The organism is Nonomuraea sp. 3N208 (assembly GCF_052245935.1).
Classification (GTDB): domain Bacteria; phylum Actinomycetota; class Actinomycetes; order Streptosporangiales; family Streptosporangiaceae; genus Nonomuraea.
In genome coordinates this window covers 36906-55366 of the sequence record NZ_JBQQBR010000020.1, presented here as the reverse complement: position 1 = coordinate 55366, position 18461 = coordinate 36906, and the positions used below count along the sequence as shown (strand labels likewise).

Sequence of the window (18461 nt, the reverse complement as noted above, 5' to 3'; positions counted from 1 at the left end):
TATGTGGAAATTATCCACCGTGCTCGTCGTCGGGGTCGGTCTCATCGGCACCTCGATCGCGCTCGCCCTGCGCGGCCACGGCGTGACGGTCGCGCTCTCCGACGTGGATGAGGATGCCGTACGCCTCGCACGGGAGCTCGGCGCCGGGCAGCCGTGGCGGGGTGAGCCCGCCGACCTTGGGGTGCTCGCGGTGCCTCCGGACCTGATCGCCGAGGTCCTCGCCGACCTGCAGAAGCGGGGCGCGGCCCGCGCGTACACCGACGTGGCCAGCGTCAAGGCGGAGCCAACGGCTGCGGCGGCCCGGCTCGGGTGTGATCTGACCACATTCGTCCCAGGTCATCCGCTGGCCGGGCGGGAGCGCTCCGGCCCGGCCGCCGCCCGCGCCGACCTCTTCTTGGGCCGTCCCTGGGCGCTCTGCCCGGGGCCGGAGACCTCCGCCGAGGCCGTACGGCTGGCGCGCGAGCTGATCTCACTGTGCGGCGGTCAGGAGATCGACGTCGGAGCGCGGGAGCACGACGAGGCGGTGGCCTTGGTGTCGCACGCCCCGCACGTCGTGTCCGCCGCCGTGGCCGCGGCGCTTGAGGGTGCGGGCGGGCAGGAGCCCGATCACCCCCGCGAGCGGTCCGTCGCCATGGAGCTGGCCGGCCAAGGGCTGCGCGACGTGACCCGGATCGCGGGCGGCGACGTGCGGCTGTGGCGGGCCATCCTCGCCGGGAACGCTCTCCCGGTCGCCGAAGCGGTCGATGGAATCGCCCAAGACCTCACCCTTGCGGCGGTCGCCCTGCGCATCGGTGACCTGGATGCGATAACCGACCTGTTGCAGCGGGGGATCTCCGGGCGGGGGAGGATCCCCGGCAAGCACGGCGGACCCGCCCGCGACTATGCCGTGCTCCAGGTGGTCCTGCAGGACCGCCCGGGCGAGCTTGGCCGGCTGTTCAACGCCTCAGGGCTCGCCGAGGTGAACATCGAAGACGTCCGCCTCGAGCACTCGCCCGGCTTGCCCGTCGCGGTGGCCGAGATCTCCGTGCGGCCGCAGGACTCCGAGCGCCTGACCGACGCGCTGCGGTTCCACGGCTGGCACGTGTCGGCGTTGTGGCCGGGTCGCTGTGACCTCGTTGTGACTGACGCCGGAGCAGGATAGAGCGATATGCGCGTGCTCGTTGTGGAAGATCAGGCCGAGCTGGCGGATTCGGTGGCCCGGGTGCTGCGCCGGGAGGGCATGGCAGTCGACGTCAGCTACGACGGTGACGATGCGCACGAGCGCCTCTTCGTGGTTGATTACGACGTGGTGGTCCTGGACCGGGACATCCCGGGAATGCACGGCGACGACCTGTGCCAAGAGCTCGCCGCGAGAGCCCGGCGGACGCGGGTGCTGATGCTCACCGCCTCCGGCACGATCGCCGACCGGGTCGCCGGTTTGAGCCTGGGCGCTGACGACTACCTGCCCAAGCCCTTCGCCTTCGCCGAGCTCGTGGCGCGGATCCGCGCGCTGGGCAGACGGGCCGCGCCGCCCACGCCGCCCATCCTGGTCAACGGCGATCTGCGGCTCGATCCGGCCGGGCGGGTGGCGACGAGAGCCGGCATGCGGCTGCCGCTGACCCCGAAGGAACTGGCCGTGCTGGAGTATCTGCTCGCCGCCCGCGGTCGCGTCGTACCGGCCGAAGAGCTGCTGGAACGGGTGTGGGACGAGGAGGCCGACCCGTTCACCACCACCGTCAAGGCGACGATCAACCGGCTTCGGTCGAAGCTGGGGCCGCCCCCGCTGATCGAGACCGTCCCCCGCGTGGGCTACCGGATCTGATCGTCGCTGACTGGCCGGTGCGTCACACCACGGTCACAACACGCCTGACGCCCCTGTCACCGCCCCTCCCGTAGACAGGTGCCGAGAAGCTCACCAGACAGGAGAAAGGCACCATGCGGACGGCAATCGTGGCACTGGCGGCGCTCGGCCTGATCATCGCAGGCTGCTCGACCGGAGCGGACCCACAGGACGCTGCCGGCGGGAATGGGACCGGCGCCGCCGACGGACAGGCGAAGGCGGTGAAGTTCGCCGAGTGCATGCGCAGCAACGGCCTCAAGGACTTCCCCGACCCGGTCGACGGTCAGTTCAACACCAACTTCAGGCGCGGCACCGTCCTGGACCCGAATTCGCCGCAGTGGAAGGCGGCCCTGGACAAGTGCAAGGATCTGCAGCCCGCCGGGTTCCTGGGCGGCGGTGGTCAGATGTCCGCCGAGCAGCAGCAGAAAATGATCAAGTATGCCGAGTGCATGCGGAAGAACGGCGTCCCGGATTTCCCCGACCCCGAAGGCGGCGCCCTGCTGAGCGGGAACGTCGATCAGAACTCACCGGAGTACAGAGCCGCGGCGGAAGCCTGCCGCAAGCTCAACCCCGGCGGGCTGATTGGCGGTCAGTGAATGCGGAGATCCCGGATCACAGGTCTCGCGGTGGCCGCCGCGGCCATCGTCGCCGCGGGGGTGGTCCTCCTGCCCATTCCCGATGGCACTACGTCGAGCGCGCGGGCCCTCCCACCGGAGATGGCGACGGTGACGAAGGGGCAGCTTGATTCCCAGATCACCGACGACGGGACGCTCGGGTACCGCAGGCGCCCCGACGGCTCGCCGTACTCCGCGATCAACCAGGCCCGCGGGATCTACACCCAGCTGCCGCAGGAAGGTGACAAGGTCGGCTGCGGGGAGACGTTCTACCGCGTCGACGATCGCCCGGTGCTGCTGCTGTGCGGGGACACGCCGGCCTACCGCGACCTGTCGATCGGCGCGAAGGGCAAGGACGTCCGGCAGCTCAATCAGAACCTGAAGGTGAGCGGCGACCGGTTCACCGCGAAAACGGCGCGGGCGCTGCGGAAGCTGCAGAAGCAGCGAGGGATGACAGTGACCGGCAAGCTCCCCCTGGGCGATGCGATCTTCATGCCCGTCTCCATCCGGGTGATCGGGGTCGCCGGCCGGCTCGGCACCATTGCCCGCGCCGGCGCCGAGGTCGTGCAGGCCTCGCTGGCGGAGCGCCAGGTGAGCGTCGACCTCAACGCCGCCCAGCAAAGCCTGGTCGAGGTGGGAGATCGTGTTCAGATCACGCTGCCGGACAACACGACGACCTCGGGCAAGGTCATCTGGGTCGGCGCCGTCGCCAGGCGGGGGGAGGGCGCGGGGTCCGGAACCACCGACACCACGATCCCGGTCCTCATCGCCTTGGACCGGCCGCAGGACGTGCGGAAGCTGGACAACGCCCCGGTCCGGGTGGAGATCACGGTCGGCGAGGTGAAGGACGCGCTGATCGTGCCGGTGACCTCGGTGATCGGCAGGGCCGCCGGCGGGTTCGCGGTGGAGCGGGTGCGCGCCGACGGGCGGCGGGAGATCGTCCCCGTGGAGCTCGGCCTGTTCGACAACGTCAGCGGGCGTGTCCAGGTCCAGGGGGCACTCACCGAGGGCGACAGAGTGGTGGTGCCGTCGATATGAGGCGCTCTGCCGATCCCGCTGCGCAAAACTCCTCCTCGGCCGCGCATCGGGACGAGGTCCTGGAGCTTGAGGAGGTCACCAAGGTCTACGGTGAGCAGCCGCCGGTGCCCGCACTGCGGGGGGTGAGTTTCACCGTGCGCCGCGGCGAGCTGACGGCGATCGTCGGCCCGTCCGGCTCGGGCAAGTCCACACTGTTGCATGTGATGGGGACGCTGGAGCGGCCCAGCGGCGGCACCGTGCGGATCGACGGCGTCGATGTGGCCGGGCTGTCCGACACGGAGCTGTCCCTCCTGCGGGCGCACCGCATCGGCTTCGTCTTCCAGCAGTTCTTCCTCTCCGAGTACGCCACCGTGGCGGAGAACGTCGCCGACGGGTTGTTGTACACCGGAGCCGGCCTGACCGAGCGCCGTGCGCGGGCCGAGGAGGCGCTCAAGCGGGTCGGCCTGGCGCACCGGGCAGGGTTCCGGCCGCCCAAGCTCTCCGGCGGTGAACGGCAGCGGGTGGCCATCGCCCGCGCCTTGATCGGCCGGCCGGCGATCGTCCTCGCCGACGAGCCGACCGGCAACCTGGACAGTGTCACCGGCACGTCGATCGTGGAGCTCCTGCACGAGCTGCATGCCGAAGGGGCGACGATCATCGTGGTCACGCACGATTTGGAGCTCGCCGCCGCCCTGCCGCGCCAGATCCGGATGCTCGACGGCCAGGTGATCTACGACTCGGCGGTGGGCAGCACGAACAGGACGGGGTCAGATGAGTACGGCAACGCATGAACGCCCCGGCGTCGGCCGCCGGGTCCGGCTGTCCTTCCGGGACAGCGCGAGGGTCGCCAACGTGGGGCTGCGCACGCGGCCGCTGCGTGCCGCCCTGTCGGCGCTGGGAATCGCCATCGGCACGGCCGCCATCGTCGGAGTTCTGGGTCTGTCCTCATCCTCACAGGCGGGCCTCCTCGCGGAGATCGACAGGCTCGGGACCAACCTGCTCAAGGTCGAGGCCGGGCGGAGCTTCGGCGGCCAGACCGCGGACCTCCCGATCGAGGCGCCCGCGCGGGTGTCGCACGTCCCCTACGTCCAGCACGTCGGGCACGCGGGATTGATCAAGGATGCGAAGGTGTACCGGAGCCCCATGGTCCCCCAGGCCAAGACGGGGGCCCTGCAGATTCGGGCGGCCAGTCTCAACCTGCCCTCGGTCCTGACCATCGGGGTGGATCGGGGGAGCTGGCTGAACGCGGGCACCGCCGCGGGCCCCGTCGCGGTGCTGGGGTCGGTGGCGGCGCAGCGGCTGGGGATCGACCGCGTCCATCCCGGCCTGCGTATCTGGGCCGGTGGCCAGTGGTTCCACATCGCGGGCATCCTGAAGCCGGCCACGCTGGCCCCGGAGATCGACGTAAGCGTGCTGATCGGCTACGAGGCGGCCCGCAAGTATCTGGGACACGTGAGCGTCTTCCGGGGTGAGCCGGCGGATGGCCCGCCCACCACGCTCTATGTGCGCGCGGATACCGATCACGTCGAGGAGGTCCAGGCCGTGCTGGCGCGGACCGCCAATCCCCAGGCCGCCAACGAGGTGAACGTCAGCCAGCCGTCCGACGCGCTGACCGCCCGGGCCGCGGCCGAAGGGGCGTTCAACAGCCTCTTCCTCGGCCTCGGAGCCGTGGCACTGGTGGTGGGCGCCGTCGGCGTCGCCAACATCATGATCATCTCGGTGCTTGAACGCCGCTCGGAGATCGGTCTGCGCCGCGCCCTCGGCGCCACAAAGGGGCAGATCCGCATGCAGTTCCTCGGTGAGGCGATTCTGCTCGCGGCACTCGGCGGCGTCGCGGGCGTGGCCGCCGGAGCGCTGGCCACGGCGGTCTACGCGGCCGGCCGGGGCTGGGCCGTCGTCATCCCCGTGCAGGCGTGGACGGGGGGCATCGCCGCCGCGCTGCTGATCGGCGCGGTCTCCGGGCTGCTGCCGGCCCTCCGCGCGGCCCGGATGTCGCCGACCGCCGCCCTCCGCACGGTGTGACCGGCAGCACCTTCATGCTCCATTCCGTGCGGCCAGGCCGGTCGCGAGGGGGAAGGAGACACGCACCGACAACCCGCCATCGGGCCGGGCCAGCGCGGAGAGCAGGGCGTCGTGGGCGGCGGCGATGGCGCGCACGATGGACAGGCCCAGCCCGTGGTGGCCGTTGCCGCGGACGGTGCGATCCAGTCGCTGGAAGGGCTGGAGCAGGCGTTCCACCTGGTCGGGCGGAATCACCGGCCCGGTGTTCAGCACCGAGACGACGGCCCAGCCATCGGTGATGCCGGTGGCGACCTCGACCCGGCCGCCGGGCACGTTGTACCGCACCGCGTTGTCGACGAGGTTGGCCACGAGGCGTTCGATCAACGCCGGGTCCCCCGAAGCCAGGGCGGGCGAGAGAGCAGGCAGGAGCCGCAGGTCGCCGGCGGCGGTCGCGCGTACCACCCGGTCGGCGACCGCCGCCAGATCGACGGGCTGCCGGTGGGCGAGCCCGCCCTCGCTCTCGGCCAGGGTGAGCAGCGACTCCAGCAGGCGCCCCTGCTGCTCGCTGATGGACAGCAGCCTGCCCATCGTGGAGCGCAGGGAGTCGGCGTCGGCGCCGGTGTCGAGCAAGGCCTCTTCCAGCAGCGCGTGCTCCACTGTGAGCGGCGTGCGCAGCTCGTGCGCCGCGTTGGCGACGAAATGCTTGTGCGCGTCCAGCGCGGCGTGCAGCCTGCCGAGCAACCCGTCGACGGTGTCGGCCAGATTCCGCAGCTCGTCGTGGGGACCTTGCAGGGCGAGCCGTTCATGGATGTTCCGTGCGGAGATCCGCCTGATGGTGTCGTTCATCGTGCGCAGCGGCCGCAGGACCCGCCCGGAGATCAGCCAGCCGATCGCGAACGAGATGATCGTCATGATGGCGAACGCGATCAACGACTGGATCAGCAGGTCCTGGATGAGGGCCTCGTTCTGCCGCTGCACGTACTCGCGGGCCTGCTCGGCGACGCTGAGCGGTGGGATGGGCCGGCCGGGCTCCAGGGTGCCGTAGCGCAGCGACGCGGCGTTGCGCCGGGAGTTCCAGACCAGCAGGAAGGTGATGGTGAGGAGCACCGCGCCTGACACGGCGAACAGCGCCCCGTACAGGAGGGTCAGGCGCAGCCGAACCGTCCGGGGGGAGGTGATGAACCGCAGGGAAGCCAGCATTTCCCCCATCGTAGGGACCTGCGGCGGACGACGCCCCGGTCGGGCATGTAGATCGGCTTGCGGGATGAGGACGGCGACACCGCCGTCCTCCAGGCATTCCCCTCCGCCGTCCGCGCGGCAGCGGTGTCCAAGTGCGGCGTCCGTGCGGTTGGACAACTCGTGGACAGAACGCGCTGCCGTGGACGATGGATGACGCCACGGACAACCGGCCATGGGGGGGACATGGGACAGGTCATGATGACGGCGGGACCAGGGGGGGTGATGGTGCGTGGCGGCGACGACGCGGAGACTGCCCGGATTCGCCCCGGGACGGCGCGCCGGATGCTTGCCTACCTGCGGCCATATGGCGGGTCGATCGCTGCCTTCGGCCTCATCGCCGTGGTGGAAGCGGTCATCGTCGTCGCGACGCCGTTGTTGCTGAAGGCGATCGTGGACAACGGGATCTTGAAGAACGACATGGCGGCGGTGGCCCGGCTGGCCGCCGCGGTCGCGGGGCTCGCCCTGATCGAGGCGCTGGCGCAGCTCGTGCTGAGCCGGATCTCCGGCCGGATCGGTCAGGGGGTCAGCCATGACCTGCGGGTTCAGGCCCACGACCACGTGCAGCGGCTGCCGCTGGCCTTCTTCACCCGCACCCAGACCGGGGTCCTGTCCAGCCGGATGCACACCGATATCGTGGTCGCCCAGCACGCGTTCACCCAGGTGCTCATGTCGGCGAGCGCCGCGGTCACGGTCGTTCTCGTGGCGGCCGAGCTGTTCTACCTGTCATGGCTGGTCGCGGTCGTCACCCTGCTGCTCATTCCGATCTTCATGGTGCCGTGGGCCTACGTGGGCCGGCGGCTGCAACGCCACCAGCGGCGGCAGATGGAGCTGCAGAGCGGCCTGGCCGGGCTCATCCACGAGCGGTTCAACGTGCAGGGCGCGATGCTCACCAAGCTCTTCGGCCGGCCCGCCGAGGAGCTGGCCGATTACGCGGACCGGTCCGAGCGGATCCGCCGGATCGGGGTGACCGTCACGGTGTACGGCCGGCTCGCGTTCATCATCATGGCGCTGCTGGCCTCGCTCGCCACCGCGGTGGTTTACGGCGTCGGTGGCGGGCTGGTGCTGGACGGCGCCTTCCAGCTCGGCACCCTGGTGGCGCTCGCCATCCTGCTGGGGCGGCTCTTCGGCCCGATCACCCAGCTCTCCGGCATGCAGGCGGGCGCGCTGAACGTGCTGGTCAGCTTCGACCGGGTGTTCGAGCTGCTCGACCTGAAGCCGTTGATCACCGAACGCCCCGGCGCGATCGCGCTGCCCCCCTCCGGCCCGGCGCCGGACATCGAGTTCGAGGACGTGTGGTTCCGCTACCCCCGGGCCGACGAGGTCTCCCTGGAGTCGCTCGAAGCGAACGCGCATGCCATCGCCGAGCGCGCGGACGACAGCCCGGAGGTGCTGCGCGGGGTCGGCTTCCGGGTTCCGGCCGGTACGGTCACCGCCCTGGTCGGTCCGTCCGGCGCGGGGAAGACCACGCTGACGCACCTGGTGTCCCGGTTGTACGACCCGACGTCGGGTGCCGTTCGCCTCGGCGGCCACGACGTCCGTGACCTGACCTTCGAATCGCTCCGCCGCACGGTCGGCGTGGTCTCGCAGGACTCCTACCTGTTCCACGACACCATCCGGGAGAACCTCCGCTACGCCCGGCCGGACGCCACCGAGCAGGAACTGGTCGAGGCCTGCGAGCGCGCGCAGATCTGGGATGTGATCAAGTCTCTGCCGCGCGGGCTGGACACCGTGGTCGGGGACCGCGGATACCGCATGTCGGGCGGGGAGAAGCAGCGGCTGGCCATCGCCCGGCTGCTGCTCAAGTCACCGTCGGTGGTCGTCCTCGACGAGGCCACCGCGCATCTGGACTCGGAGTCCGAGGCGGCGGTCCAGCGTGCCCTGGTGGCCGCGCTGCAAAGCCGTACCGCGCTGGTGATCGCGCATCGACTGTCCACCATCCGCGAGGCCGACCAGATCCTCGTCATCGACGACGGCGGGGTCCGCGAGCAGGGCACGCATGACGAGCTGCTCCGGGCCGGCGGTCTCTACGCGGGGCTGTACCACACCCAGCTGAACGGGAACGGGCCGGTGAACCACCAGGCGGTGGCAGTCGAGGAGACACGATGAGCGCGATACCTGTTGACGAGATCGAGGGGGTGCTGGCGGCTCAGCCCGGCGTACGGGAGGCCGCCGTGGGAGTGCGCGAGGGCCGCCTGATCGGTTATGTGGTCGCCCACGCGGAGCTGGATCCGGCACGGCTGCGCGACCGGCTGTCCGAAGTGCTGCCCGGCCACCTGGTTCCCACGGTGATCGTGCCGCTGGAGGTGCTCGATCGGCAGGCACTGCCCGAGCCCGACGCCCCCGGCGGCGGCGCGGCCCCGCAGGCGGCGGACCCGGACGTCGAGCGGGTCTTCCGTGAGCTGTTCGCGGAGGTTCTCGGGGTGCCCGGGATCGGGGCGGGCGAGCGCTTCCTCGAGCTGGGCGGCGACTCGATCCTGGCCATGCGCGTGGCGGCGCGGGCTACCCGGCATGGCCTGATGGTGACGCCGGCCCAGGTGATGACGGAGGGGACGGCGCAGCGACTGGCCGCCGTCGCCGGACGCCGGGAAACGACCCCGGCCGGGGTGCGGCCCCTGATCGAGCTGTCCGCCGAGGATGCGGCGGAGCTGGCGGCCGCCGTGCCCGACCTGGCCGAGCTCTGGCCGCTGTCCCCGTTACAGGAGGGCCTGCTGTTCCACTCCGAGAGCTCCGACGCCTACCAGGGCCAGTGGATCGTGGAGCTGCTCGGGCCCGTCGACGTGCCGCGGCTGCGCGCGTCGTGGGCGGAAGTCTTCGCGCGGCACGCGGCGCTGCGGGTGTCCTTCCACCGCCTGCCATCGGGGAGGGCCGTCCAGGCCGTGGCGGACGGCGTGGTCCCCGACTGGCGTGAGGTGGATCTGACCGGCGTGCGCGATCAGGACGCCGCGGTGGCCGAGGTGATCGCCAGGGAGCAGGCGGAGCTGCTGGACCTGTCGAAGGCGCCGCTGACCCGGCTGGTGCTGATCCGGCTGCGGGAAGATCTGCATCGGCTGCTCGTCGTGCACCATCACATCGTCACCGACGGCTGGTCGGTCGCAGGGGTGCTCAACGAGGCGGCCGAGGTGTACGCGGCCGGCGGCGACGCTTCGCGGCTCGGCCCGGTGACCTCCTACCGCGAGTATCTCGCCTGGCTGGCCGGCCGGGACGCCGACGCCGCACGGGACGCCTGGCGCGCCGAGCTGTCCGGCCTGGACGAGCCCACTCTGGCCGGCACCGGCGGCCCCGGCGGCGAGAGCGTCTACAGCGACATGGTCGTCCCCGCGGCACTGCATTCGGGTCTGCTGGACTTCGCCCGTACCCGCGGGCTCACCCTCGGCGTGATCATGCAAGGCGCCTGGGGGATCGTCCTGTCCCGGCTGGCCGGCCGGAACGACGTGGTCTTCGGCACGGTCGCGGCCATCCGTCCCCCCGAACTCCCCGGCGTGGAAGGGATGCTCGGGCTGATGATGAACACCGTGCCGGTCCGGGTACGGCTGCGCGGCGAGCAGCCAGTCGGCGAGCTGCTCGCGGAGCTGGCGGGACGGCAGGCGCAGCTGATGCCCCACCAGCACTTGGGCCTGGCCGAGGTCCAGCGGGCCGCCGGGCCGGCCGCGGGCTTCGACACCCTGCTGGTCATGGAGAATTACCCGCGCGACTTCACCGGTGCCTACAGGTATCTGGGCACGGTAGAGGCGACCCACTATCCGCTGACCATCGGCGTCGTGCCGGGTGAGGAGCTGACGCTGCGGCTCGCCTACCGAAAGGGGGCGTTCGACGCCGGTGTCGCCGGGTCCCTGCTGGGGCAGCTTCTCGGCGTGCTGGCCGGCATCGTGGCCGAGCCTCTGGTGGGCCGGCTCGGCTTGCCCGGGGCGCAGCCTCTTGATCAGCCGCTTGATGAGCCGCCTGCCGAACAGGCGGCGGCGCCGCTGCCGGTGCTGGTCGGCCGGGCGGTGGAGCGCGACCCCGGTGCGGTGGCCGTGACGGGCCGGGACGGCGAGCTGACCTACGCCGAGCTGTGGGATCGGGCGACGGCGCTGGCGAGGAGCCTGGTGGCGCGGGGAGTGGGCCCGGAGTGCCCGGTGGGCGTGGTCGCCGAGCGATCGCCGGAGCTGGTGGTGGGCCTGCTCGCCGTGGCCCTGGCGGGTGGCGCCTTCGTCCCGGTGGATCCGGAGTATCCGGCGCGGCGGGTGGCGGGCATGCTGGCGGACGTGCCGGTCGTGCTGTGCACCCCGGAGACGAGGGACGTGGTGCCGGCCGGGCCCGAGGTCATCGGGATCTACACTCGCGGGCCGGCTTGGGATGGGCCGCTGCCGCAGGCAGCCGGCGGGAACGCGGCCTACGTCATCTACACCTCCGGGTCGACCGGAACCCCGAAGGGGGTCACTGTCTCGCATGCGAGCCTGTCCCGCTTCATCGCCTTCCGCCGGGAGAGATACCGGATCGACGCGTCGAGCAGGGTGCTGCAGCTCTCGTCGCCGAGCTTCGATGTCGCGATGGGCGACATCTGGCCGACGTTGTGCGCCGGTGCGACCCTCGTGCTCGGGCCGGCCGGCCGGTTCTCCGGAGAGGAGCTCGCCGACGTGATCCGGGAGCGCCGGGTCACGCACGCGATCATGGTGGCCGGCATCCTGGCACAGCTCCCGGACAGCGACATTCCTGACCTGCGGGTCATCGTGATCGGCGGGGAGGGCGCGAGCGACACCGCACTGTGCCAGTGGTCGTCCAGGGTCGAGCTGGTCAACGAGTACGGCGTGACCGAGGCGACCATCACCTCCACGGTCACCGACGCGCTGACCGGTGCGCCCGCACCGCCGATCGGCCGCCCGATCCCGGGTTGCCGGGCCTACGTCCTCGACGCGTTCCTGCGGCCGCTACCCGCCGGGATCACCGGCGAGCTGTACCTTGCGGGGGCCGGTGTCGCCCGGGGTTACCGTGGGCGCGCCGCCCTGACCTCGGAGCGATTCGTGGCGGTGCCGGGCTCGCTTCCCGGGGCGGCCGCGGGTGAGCGGATGTACCGGACCGGGGACCTGGCCCACTGGACCCCGTCGGGCGAGTTGATGCACGCGGGCCGGGCCGACGGCCAGGTCAAGGTGCGCGGGCACCGGGTGGAGCCCGGTGAGATCGAGGCCGCGCTGATGACCCACGAGTCCGTCGGCGCGGCCGTGGTGACGGTGCGGGAGGTCCAGCCCGGCAGGCGGCACGTCATCGGCTACGTCGTCCCGGGGAGCGCGGCGCCGGACCCCGGCCTCCTGCGTGAGCACGTGGCCGGCAGGCTCCCGGAATTCATGATCCCGGCGGCGATCGTCGTGCTGGCCGAGCTGCCGCGGACGGCCAGCGGCAAGGTGGATCGGGAGGCGCTCCCCGCACCGGACTTCACCGGGTCGGCGTCCGGCCGCGAGCCCGCCACCGCGCTCGAACGCCTCCTGTGCCGGCTGTTCGCCGAGGTCCTCGGCCTGTCCAGGGTGGGCCCGGAGGACGGCTTCCTCGAGCTCGGCGGTGATTCGATCACCTCTATGCAGCTCGCGGCGCGCGCCCGCCGCGAGGGTCTCCTCTTCACCTCGGCGCAGGTCTTCACGGCGAAGACCCCGGAACGCCTGGCGCAGTTGATCGACGGCGACCCGTCCACGGCCCCGGCCGCCGAGCCGGCGGGCGCCGATGGTATCGGCGAGATCCCATCGACTCCGGTGATCCGGAGGTTCGGCGACGGAGCGCTGGGAACGAGGTTCGCGCAGTGGGTGGTGCTCGCCGCTCCCGGCGGCCTGACCCTCCCGGTGCTGACCCGCACGGTACGGGCGGTGCTGGCGACGCACGACATGTTGCGGGCCTCGGTGACGGACGGGCGCTTGGTGGTCCCCGCCGTCGGCGCCGTCGACGCGAGCGACCTCATCACCCGGATCGAAGCCGACGGAGATCTCGACGCCCGGACGGCGCAAGCCGTACGGGAGGCCCGCGATCGGCTGGCCCCGGAGCTCGGCCGGATGTTCCAGGTCGTGTGGGTGACGGGCGGACCTTCCCGGAGCAGGCTGGTGCTGGTGGCCCACCATCTGGTGATCGACGGAGTGTCCTGGCGCATTCTGCTGCCGGACCTGGCGGCGGCCTACGAAGCGGCCGCCGCCGGCCGGGAACCGGTGCTCGAGCCGCCGGCCATGTCCTTCCGGACCTGGTCCACCCTGCTGGCGCGGGAGGCGGGCAGTCCGGCGCGGGTGGGGGAGTTGGAGTCGTGGCGCGTCGTTCTCGATCACCCGGCTCCACCCCTGGGCGAGCCGGACGGGGTGAAGGACACCGGGTCGACGATGCGGTCGCGGTCGTGGACGCTTTCGGGAGAACGGGCGGTACGGCTGGCCGATCGCGCGCCGGCGCTCTTCCACTGCGGGATCCACGAAGTGCTGCTGGCCACGCTCGCGGGAGCCGTCGCCCGGTGCTGGGGGTCGTCCTCCGTGGTGCTGGAGGTGGAGGGGCACGGCAGGAAACCGCTCGCCCCCGAAATGGATCTGTCGCGCACGATCGGCTGGTTCACCAGCGTTCATCCGGTGCGGCTGTCGCTGACCGGCATCGACCTGGACGAGGCCGTGGCAGGTGGCCGGGCCGCCGGCCGGTTGTTGCTGACGGCCAAGGAGCAGGCGCGTGCCGTACCCGGCGACGGGCTGGGGTATGGGCTGCTGCGCCACCTCAACCCCGAGACCGCGCCGGTGCTGGCCGCCCTGCCGGCTCCCCGGATCGGCTTCAACTACCTGGGCAGGTTCGGCGGCTCGGGGCCCTGGCAGATGATCGGGGGCATCGGCGGATCCATGGATCCGGACACGCCGCTGCAACATGCGATCGAGGCCAACGTGATCGTACGGGACGGGCCGGAGTTCGACTTCATGGTGAGCTGGGCCGGCCGGCTCCTCGGCGGTGACGAGGTCGAGGCCCTCGGCCGCACCTGGCTCGACCTGCTGTCCGGGCTCGCCGACCACACGCGGGCGCCGGATGCCGGCGGCCGTTCCGCCTCCGACTTCGACCTCATCCCCCTCGACCAGGACGACGTGCGCGAGTTCGAGTCGATCGCGGCACGGCTGACGGGCGAGGCCCGATCCCGGGGCGTCTGCCCAACCGTGCGGAATCCGCAGTTGGACGCCCCGCTTGGTGACGGGGAGTAACTGGACAATTCTTGACGGTTTTGTATGGAGATACCTAATTTCGCGGTGTTTGCCAGCGCGCGACTGTACTGACTAGGGGGGACGTCGATGGCCGCGTCATCACAATCCGCCGGGCCGGCCCTGGCCGAGGTCTGGCCGCTGACACCGATGCAGGAGGGCATGCTCTTCGACAGCGCGCGGACCTCGCACACCGTGCCGGGCGCCGCTCCCGACATCTACGTCATCCAGCAGTCCCAGCTCATCGACGGAACTCTCGACGCGGCCCTGCTGCATATCTCCTGGCAGGCCTTGCTGTCCCGGCACGCGGCACTCCGGGCCTGCTTCCACCGCGGCAAGTCGGGCGCTCCCGCGCAGCTCATCCTGCGGGACGCCGAGCTGCCATGGAGCGAGCGGGACCTGTCCGGACTGCCGGAGGAGGCCGCGCGGGCCGAGGTGGCGGCGCTCGTGGAGAAGGAGCGGAGCGCGGGCTTCGACCTAGAGGTGCCGCCGCTGCTGCGCCTCCTGCTGATCAAGCTCGCTGAAGATCGTCATATCTTGGTGACGACCGGCCACCACCTGCTGATGGACGGCTGGTCGAAGGGCATCTTGCAGGCGGAGCTGCGGGCCGTCTACGAGGCCGGTGGCGATGCTGCGGTCTTGGCCCCGGCCGTGTCGTTCCGGGAGTACCTGGCCTGGCTGGGCCGGCAGGACAAGGAGGCGGCCCGGGCGGCGTGGCGGGCCGAGCTGGCGGGGTTCGACTCCTCGGGCTCCGCCGTGGGCGGCCTGGACGAATGGCCGCGGATGGAGCCGCCGGCCCAGGTGGAGGTACGACTCACGGCCGAGCGGACCGCGGCGCTGACCGAGCTCTCCCGGGCGGGCGGGCTGACGTTGAACACCCTGGTCCAGGGCGCGTGGGCGCTGGTGCTGGCGCGGCTGTCCGGGCGGACGGACGTGGTGTTCGGGACGGCGGTGTCGGGGCGCCCGCCGGAGTTGCCGGGTGTGGAGCGGATGGTGGGGATGTTCGTCACCACCGTGCCGGTGCGGGTGCGGCTGCGCGGCGAGCTCCCGTTCCTGGAGCTCCTGGCCGAGCTGCAGGAACGGCAGCAGGCGCTGTCGCCCCACCATCACCTCGGTCTCGCGGAGGTACAGCGGCTGACCGGAGTCACCATCGACACGCTGGTGGTGTTTGAGAACTACGCCGGTATGAAGGAGGGGCAAGCTCCGGTCGGCTCGCCGGGGTTCAGCTTGCTCGACGTCGATCAGGCCACGCCGTACCCGCTGACGCTGACCGTCCTGCCCGGCGAATGCCTGGAGTTCCAGGTGCAGTACCGGCCCGCCGCGATCGACGGCTCCATCGCGCGCGGCGCCCTCGGTGAGCTCGTCCGGGTCCTGGAGCACTTGGTGACGGATCCGCGTACTCCGGTGGGCCGGGTGGAAGCGATGACCGCTTCGGGCGATGGCGCGGAGAGCCGTGCTGTCGAACCGGCGTCGGTTGTGGAGTTGTTCGAGGATCGGGTGGATCGGGCGCCGGGTGCGGTGGCGGTGAGCTGGCGTGGGGGTTCGCTGACGTATGGGGAGTTGCGGGGGCGGGCGGGCCGGTTGGCGGGGGTGCTGGCGGCGCGGGGGGTGGGTCGCGGGGATCGGGTCGCGGTGGTGATGGATCGGTCGGTGGATCTGCTGGTGGCGTTCTTGGGGGTATGGCTGGCGGGGGCGGCGTATGTGCCGGTGGATCGGGCGTATCCGGCGGATCGGGTGCGGTTCATGCTGGCTGATTCGGGGGTGTCGCTGGCGTTGTGTGACGAGGCGGCGGCCGGGGTGGTGGAGGAGCTGTTGCCGGGGGGTGTGGAGTCGCTGGTCGTGGGCGCTCTTCCGGGTGGCGGCCTTCCGGGTGGCGGCGTGGGTGGGCTGGTGCGGCCGGGGCCGCTGGATGTGGCGTATGTGATGTATACGTCGGGGTCGACGGGGGTGCCGAAGGGGGTGGCGGTTCCGCACGGTGCGGTGGCGGCGCTGGTGGGCGATCCGGGGTTGGAGGTCGGGCCGGGGGATGCGGTGCTGATGCACGCCTCCCACGCCTTCGACGCCTCGCTGCACGATATCTGGGTGCCGCTGGCCTGCGGGGCGCGGGTGGTGATCGCGGAGCCGGGGGTGGTGGACGGCGAGCGGCTGGCCGCCTACGTGGCCGACGGAGTGACCGTGGCACAGCTGACGGCCGGGACCTTCCGCGTGGTGGCCGAGGAGGCGCCGGAGTCGTTCGCCGGCCTCCGCGAGGTCGCCGCAGGTGGTGACGTGGTTCCGCCGGCGGCGGTGGAGCGGGTGCGGGCGGCATGTCCGCAGCTGCGGGTCCGGCATACCTACGGACCCACGGAGTCCACGCTGTACACGACCTGGCACGTGATCGAGCCGGGTGCGGCGGTCGGTCCGGTGTTGCCGATCGGGGGTCCGGTGGCGGGGCGGCGGGCGTTCGTGCTGGATGCGTTTCTGCATCCGGTGCCGCCGGGGGTGGCCGGTGAGTTGTATGTGGCGGGTGCGGGTCTGGCGTTGGGGTATCTGGATCGGCCGGGGTTGACGGCGGAGCGGTTCGTGGCCTGCCCGTGGGGTGGGCGGATGTATCGGACGGGGGATCTGGCGTATTGGACGGCCGATGGTGAGTTGGTGTTCGTCGGGCGGGTCGATGCGCAGGTGAAGATCCGTGGGTATCGGGTGGAGCCGGGTGAGGTGGAGGCGGCCCTGGTGGCGCAGCCCGGGGTGGGTGAGGCGGTGGTGCTGGGGCGAGAGGGCCGGCTGATCGGTTATGTGGTGGCCGGTCGGGAGGTTGATGCGCAGGGGTTGCGTGAGCGGTTGGGGAGGGTGTTGCCGGAGTTCATGGTGCCGGCGGCGGTGGTGGTGCTGGATGAGTTGCCGTTGACGGTGAACGGCAAGGTGGATCGGGAGGCGTTGCCGGATCCGGACTTCGCCGCGGCGGGGGGCGGGCGGGAGCCTCGCAGCGCGGCCGAGCGGTTGTTGTGTGAGTTGTTCGCACAGGTGCTGGGGCTGGATCGGGTGGGGGTGGAGGACGGCTTCTTCGCGTTGGGGGGTGACTCGATCACCTCGATGCAGTTGGCCGCGCGGGCCCGCCGGGCGGGTATCGCGCTGACGCCGCGGCAGATCTTCGAGCAGAAGACCCCGGAACGACTCGCCGCACTGGCGGAGTGGGCGCCGGAGGCGGCACCCGGCCCTGACCCGAGGGACGTGGGTGCGGGTGAGGTGCCCTGGACGCCGGTGATGCTGGCGGCAGGGGAAGGCGCGCTGCGTCCCGGGTTCGCGCAATGGCTGACCGTGCGGGCCCCCACGGGGCTGACGCGCGAGGCACTGGTGAGCGGCCTCCAAGCGGTTCTGGACACGCACGACATGCTGCGGGCCCGGGTGGTCGGCGGGCGGCTGATCGTCGGCGAACGGGGATCGGTGGACGCGGCCGGTCTGGTGCGGATCGGCGAGGAGGCCCCCGGACTGCTGGACCCGATGGCGGGCAAGATGATCGAGATCTCCTGGCTGCCCGGCGAGGAGACCCCGGGGCAGCTGACGGTGGCCGGCCATCATCTGGTCGTCGACGGGGTGTCCTGGCGCATTCTGCTGCCGGATCTCCAGGCCGCCTGGGAGGCGGCCGTGGCCGGACGGCCTCCGGTGCTCGACCCGGTGCCGGCCTCGTTCCGGCGGTGGGCACACCTGCTGGCTGAGGAGGCGGCAAGCCCGCGGCGAGTCGCCGAGCTGGCGGAGTGGACGGCGCTCCTGGACGTCCCCGAGCCGCCGCTGGCGGCCCTCGATCCGGCGCGCGACACCTTCGCCGGCGCCCGCCAGGCTTCGTGGACGTTGCCGCGCCAGACGACCGCGGCGATCCTGGAGCAGGTCGCACCGGCCTACGGGTGCGGCGTCGACGACGTGCTGCTGGCCGCGCTCGCGGCTGCCGTGGCCGCCTGGCGGCCGGGCTGGACCGAACCGCTGGTGGACGTGGAGAGTCACGGCCGCCATGCGATCGGCGGGATGGACCTGACGCGGACGGTGGGCTGGTTCACCAGCGTCCATCCGGTGCGGCTGGACGTCGCCGGCCTCGATCCGGAGCAGGTGGCCGCGGGCGCCCCGGAGGCCGGGCGGCTGCTGAAGCGCGTCAAGGAGCAGGCGCGGGCCGTACCCGGTGATGGGCTGGGCCACGGACTGCTGCGCCACCTCAACCCCGAGACCGCGCAGCGGCTGGCGGCGCTGCACAAGCCGCGGATCGGCTTCAACTATCTCGGTCATTTCGCCGGGCACGGAGAGGTCATCGGCGGCTCCGCCGACCCCGGCATGCCGTTGCCCCATGTGCTGACCGCGGGCGCGGTCGTGTCCGGCCGCGGCGACCGATCCGAGCTGACGCTGGCCCTCACCTGGGCCGGGCGCCTGCTGCAGGACGCCGAGGCGCTCGGCACGGCATGGAAGGACATGCTGACCGGGCTCGCCAGGCACGCTAGTGAGCCTACGGCGGGCGGGCGCACCGCGTCCGACTTCGACCTGCTCACCCTCGACCAGGACGACATCGACGCTTTCGAAGCCGATTTCCCGGCTGACGTCGCTAACGACCGATAGTCCAGAACCGAGCGCAGGAGA

10 protein-coding genes are annotated in these 18461 nt (G+C 71.8%); 9 read left to right on the top strand and 1 reads right to left on the bottom strand.

The genetic code is table 11. The features are described from left to right. Position 1: 1 nt before the first annotated feature. From ACTWPT_RS28830 to ACTWPT_RS28805, 6 genes are all read left to right on the top strand, one after another. A complete protein-coding gene (locus ACTWPT_RS28830; protein ID WP_443180604.1) occupies positions 2-1141 on the top strand; it encodes a prephenate dehydrogenase in 1140 nt (379 codons plus the stop codon). Positions 1142-1147: 6 nt separating this feature from the next. Further along, positions 1148-1801 (top strand): response regulator transcription factor, encoded by a 654-nt coding sequence (locus ACTWPT_RS28825; RefSeq protein WP_443180603.1) that lies wholly within the window; start codon positions 1148-1150, stop codon positions 1799-1801. Positions 1802-1929: 128 nt separating this feature from the next. After that, the gene (locus ACTWPT_RS28820; protein WP_443180602.1) at positions 1930-2415 is read left to right on the top strand and encodes a hypothetical protein; all 486 of its coding nucleotides are present in this window, start codon (positions 1930-1932) and stop codon (positions 2413-2415) included. Continuing rightward, entirely contained in the window at positions 2416-3471 is a 1056-nt protein-coding gene (locus ACTWPT_RS28815; RefSeq protein WP_443180601.1) for a hypothetical protein, read from the top strand. Beyond that, positions 3468-4241, top strand: coding sequence for an ABC transporter ATP-binding protein (locus tag ACTWPT_RS28810; RefSeq protein WP_443180600.1), 774 nt, complete (start codon positions 3468-3470; stop codon positions 4239-4241). The genes ACTWPT_RS28815 and ACTWPT_RS28810 overlap by 4 nt, the downstream gene beginning before the upstream one ends. Further along, positions 4222-5472 (top strand): ABC transporter permease, encoded by a 1251-nt coding sequence (locus tag ACTWPT_RS28805; RefSeq protein WP_443180599.1) that lies wholly within the window; start codon positions 4222-4224, stop codon positions 5470-5472. Before ACTWPT_RS28810 ends, ACTWPT_RS28805 begins: the two co-directional genes overlap by 20 nt. Before the next feature lie 12 nt (positions 5473-5484). Here the strand turns inward: ACTWPT_RS28805 and ACTWPT_RS28800 are convergent, their stop codons facing one another. Further along, complete coding sequence (locus ACTWPT_RS28800; protein ID WP_443180598.1) at positions 5485-6651, bottom strand: sensor histidine kinase; 1167 nt, start codon at positions 6649-6651, stop codon at positions 5485-5487. Positions 6652-6885: 234 nt separating this feature from the next. Between ACTWPT_RS28800 and ACTWPT_RS28795 the strand changes: the two genes are divergently transcribed. The 3 genes from ACTWPT_RS28795 (at position 6886) to ACTWPT_RS28785 (ending at position 18440) form a co-directional block, all read left to right on the top strand. Further along, a complete protein-coding gene (locus ACTWPT_RS28795; protein ID WP_443180749.1) occupies positions 6886-8796 on the top strand; it encodes an ABC transporter ATP-binding protein in 1911 nt (636 codons plus the stop codon). Then, positions 8793-13865 carry an amino acid adenylation domain-containing protein gene (locus ACTWPT_RS28790; protein ID WP_443180597.1) on the top strand — a complete coding sequence of 1691 codons (5073 nt, stop codon included), beginning with the start codon at positions 8793-8795 and terminating at the stop codon, positions 13863-13865. Before ACTWPT_RS28795 ends, ACTWPT_RS28790 begins: the two co-directional genes overlap by 4 nt. An 87-nt stretch (positions 13866-13952) precedes the next feature. Next, positions 13953-18440, top strand: a complete 4488-nt coding sequence (locus tag ACTWPT_RS28785) for an amino acid adenylation domain-containing protein (protein WP_443180596.1) — start codon at positions 13953-13955, stop codon at positions 18438-18440. Positions 18441-18461 lie beyond the last annotated feature (21 nt).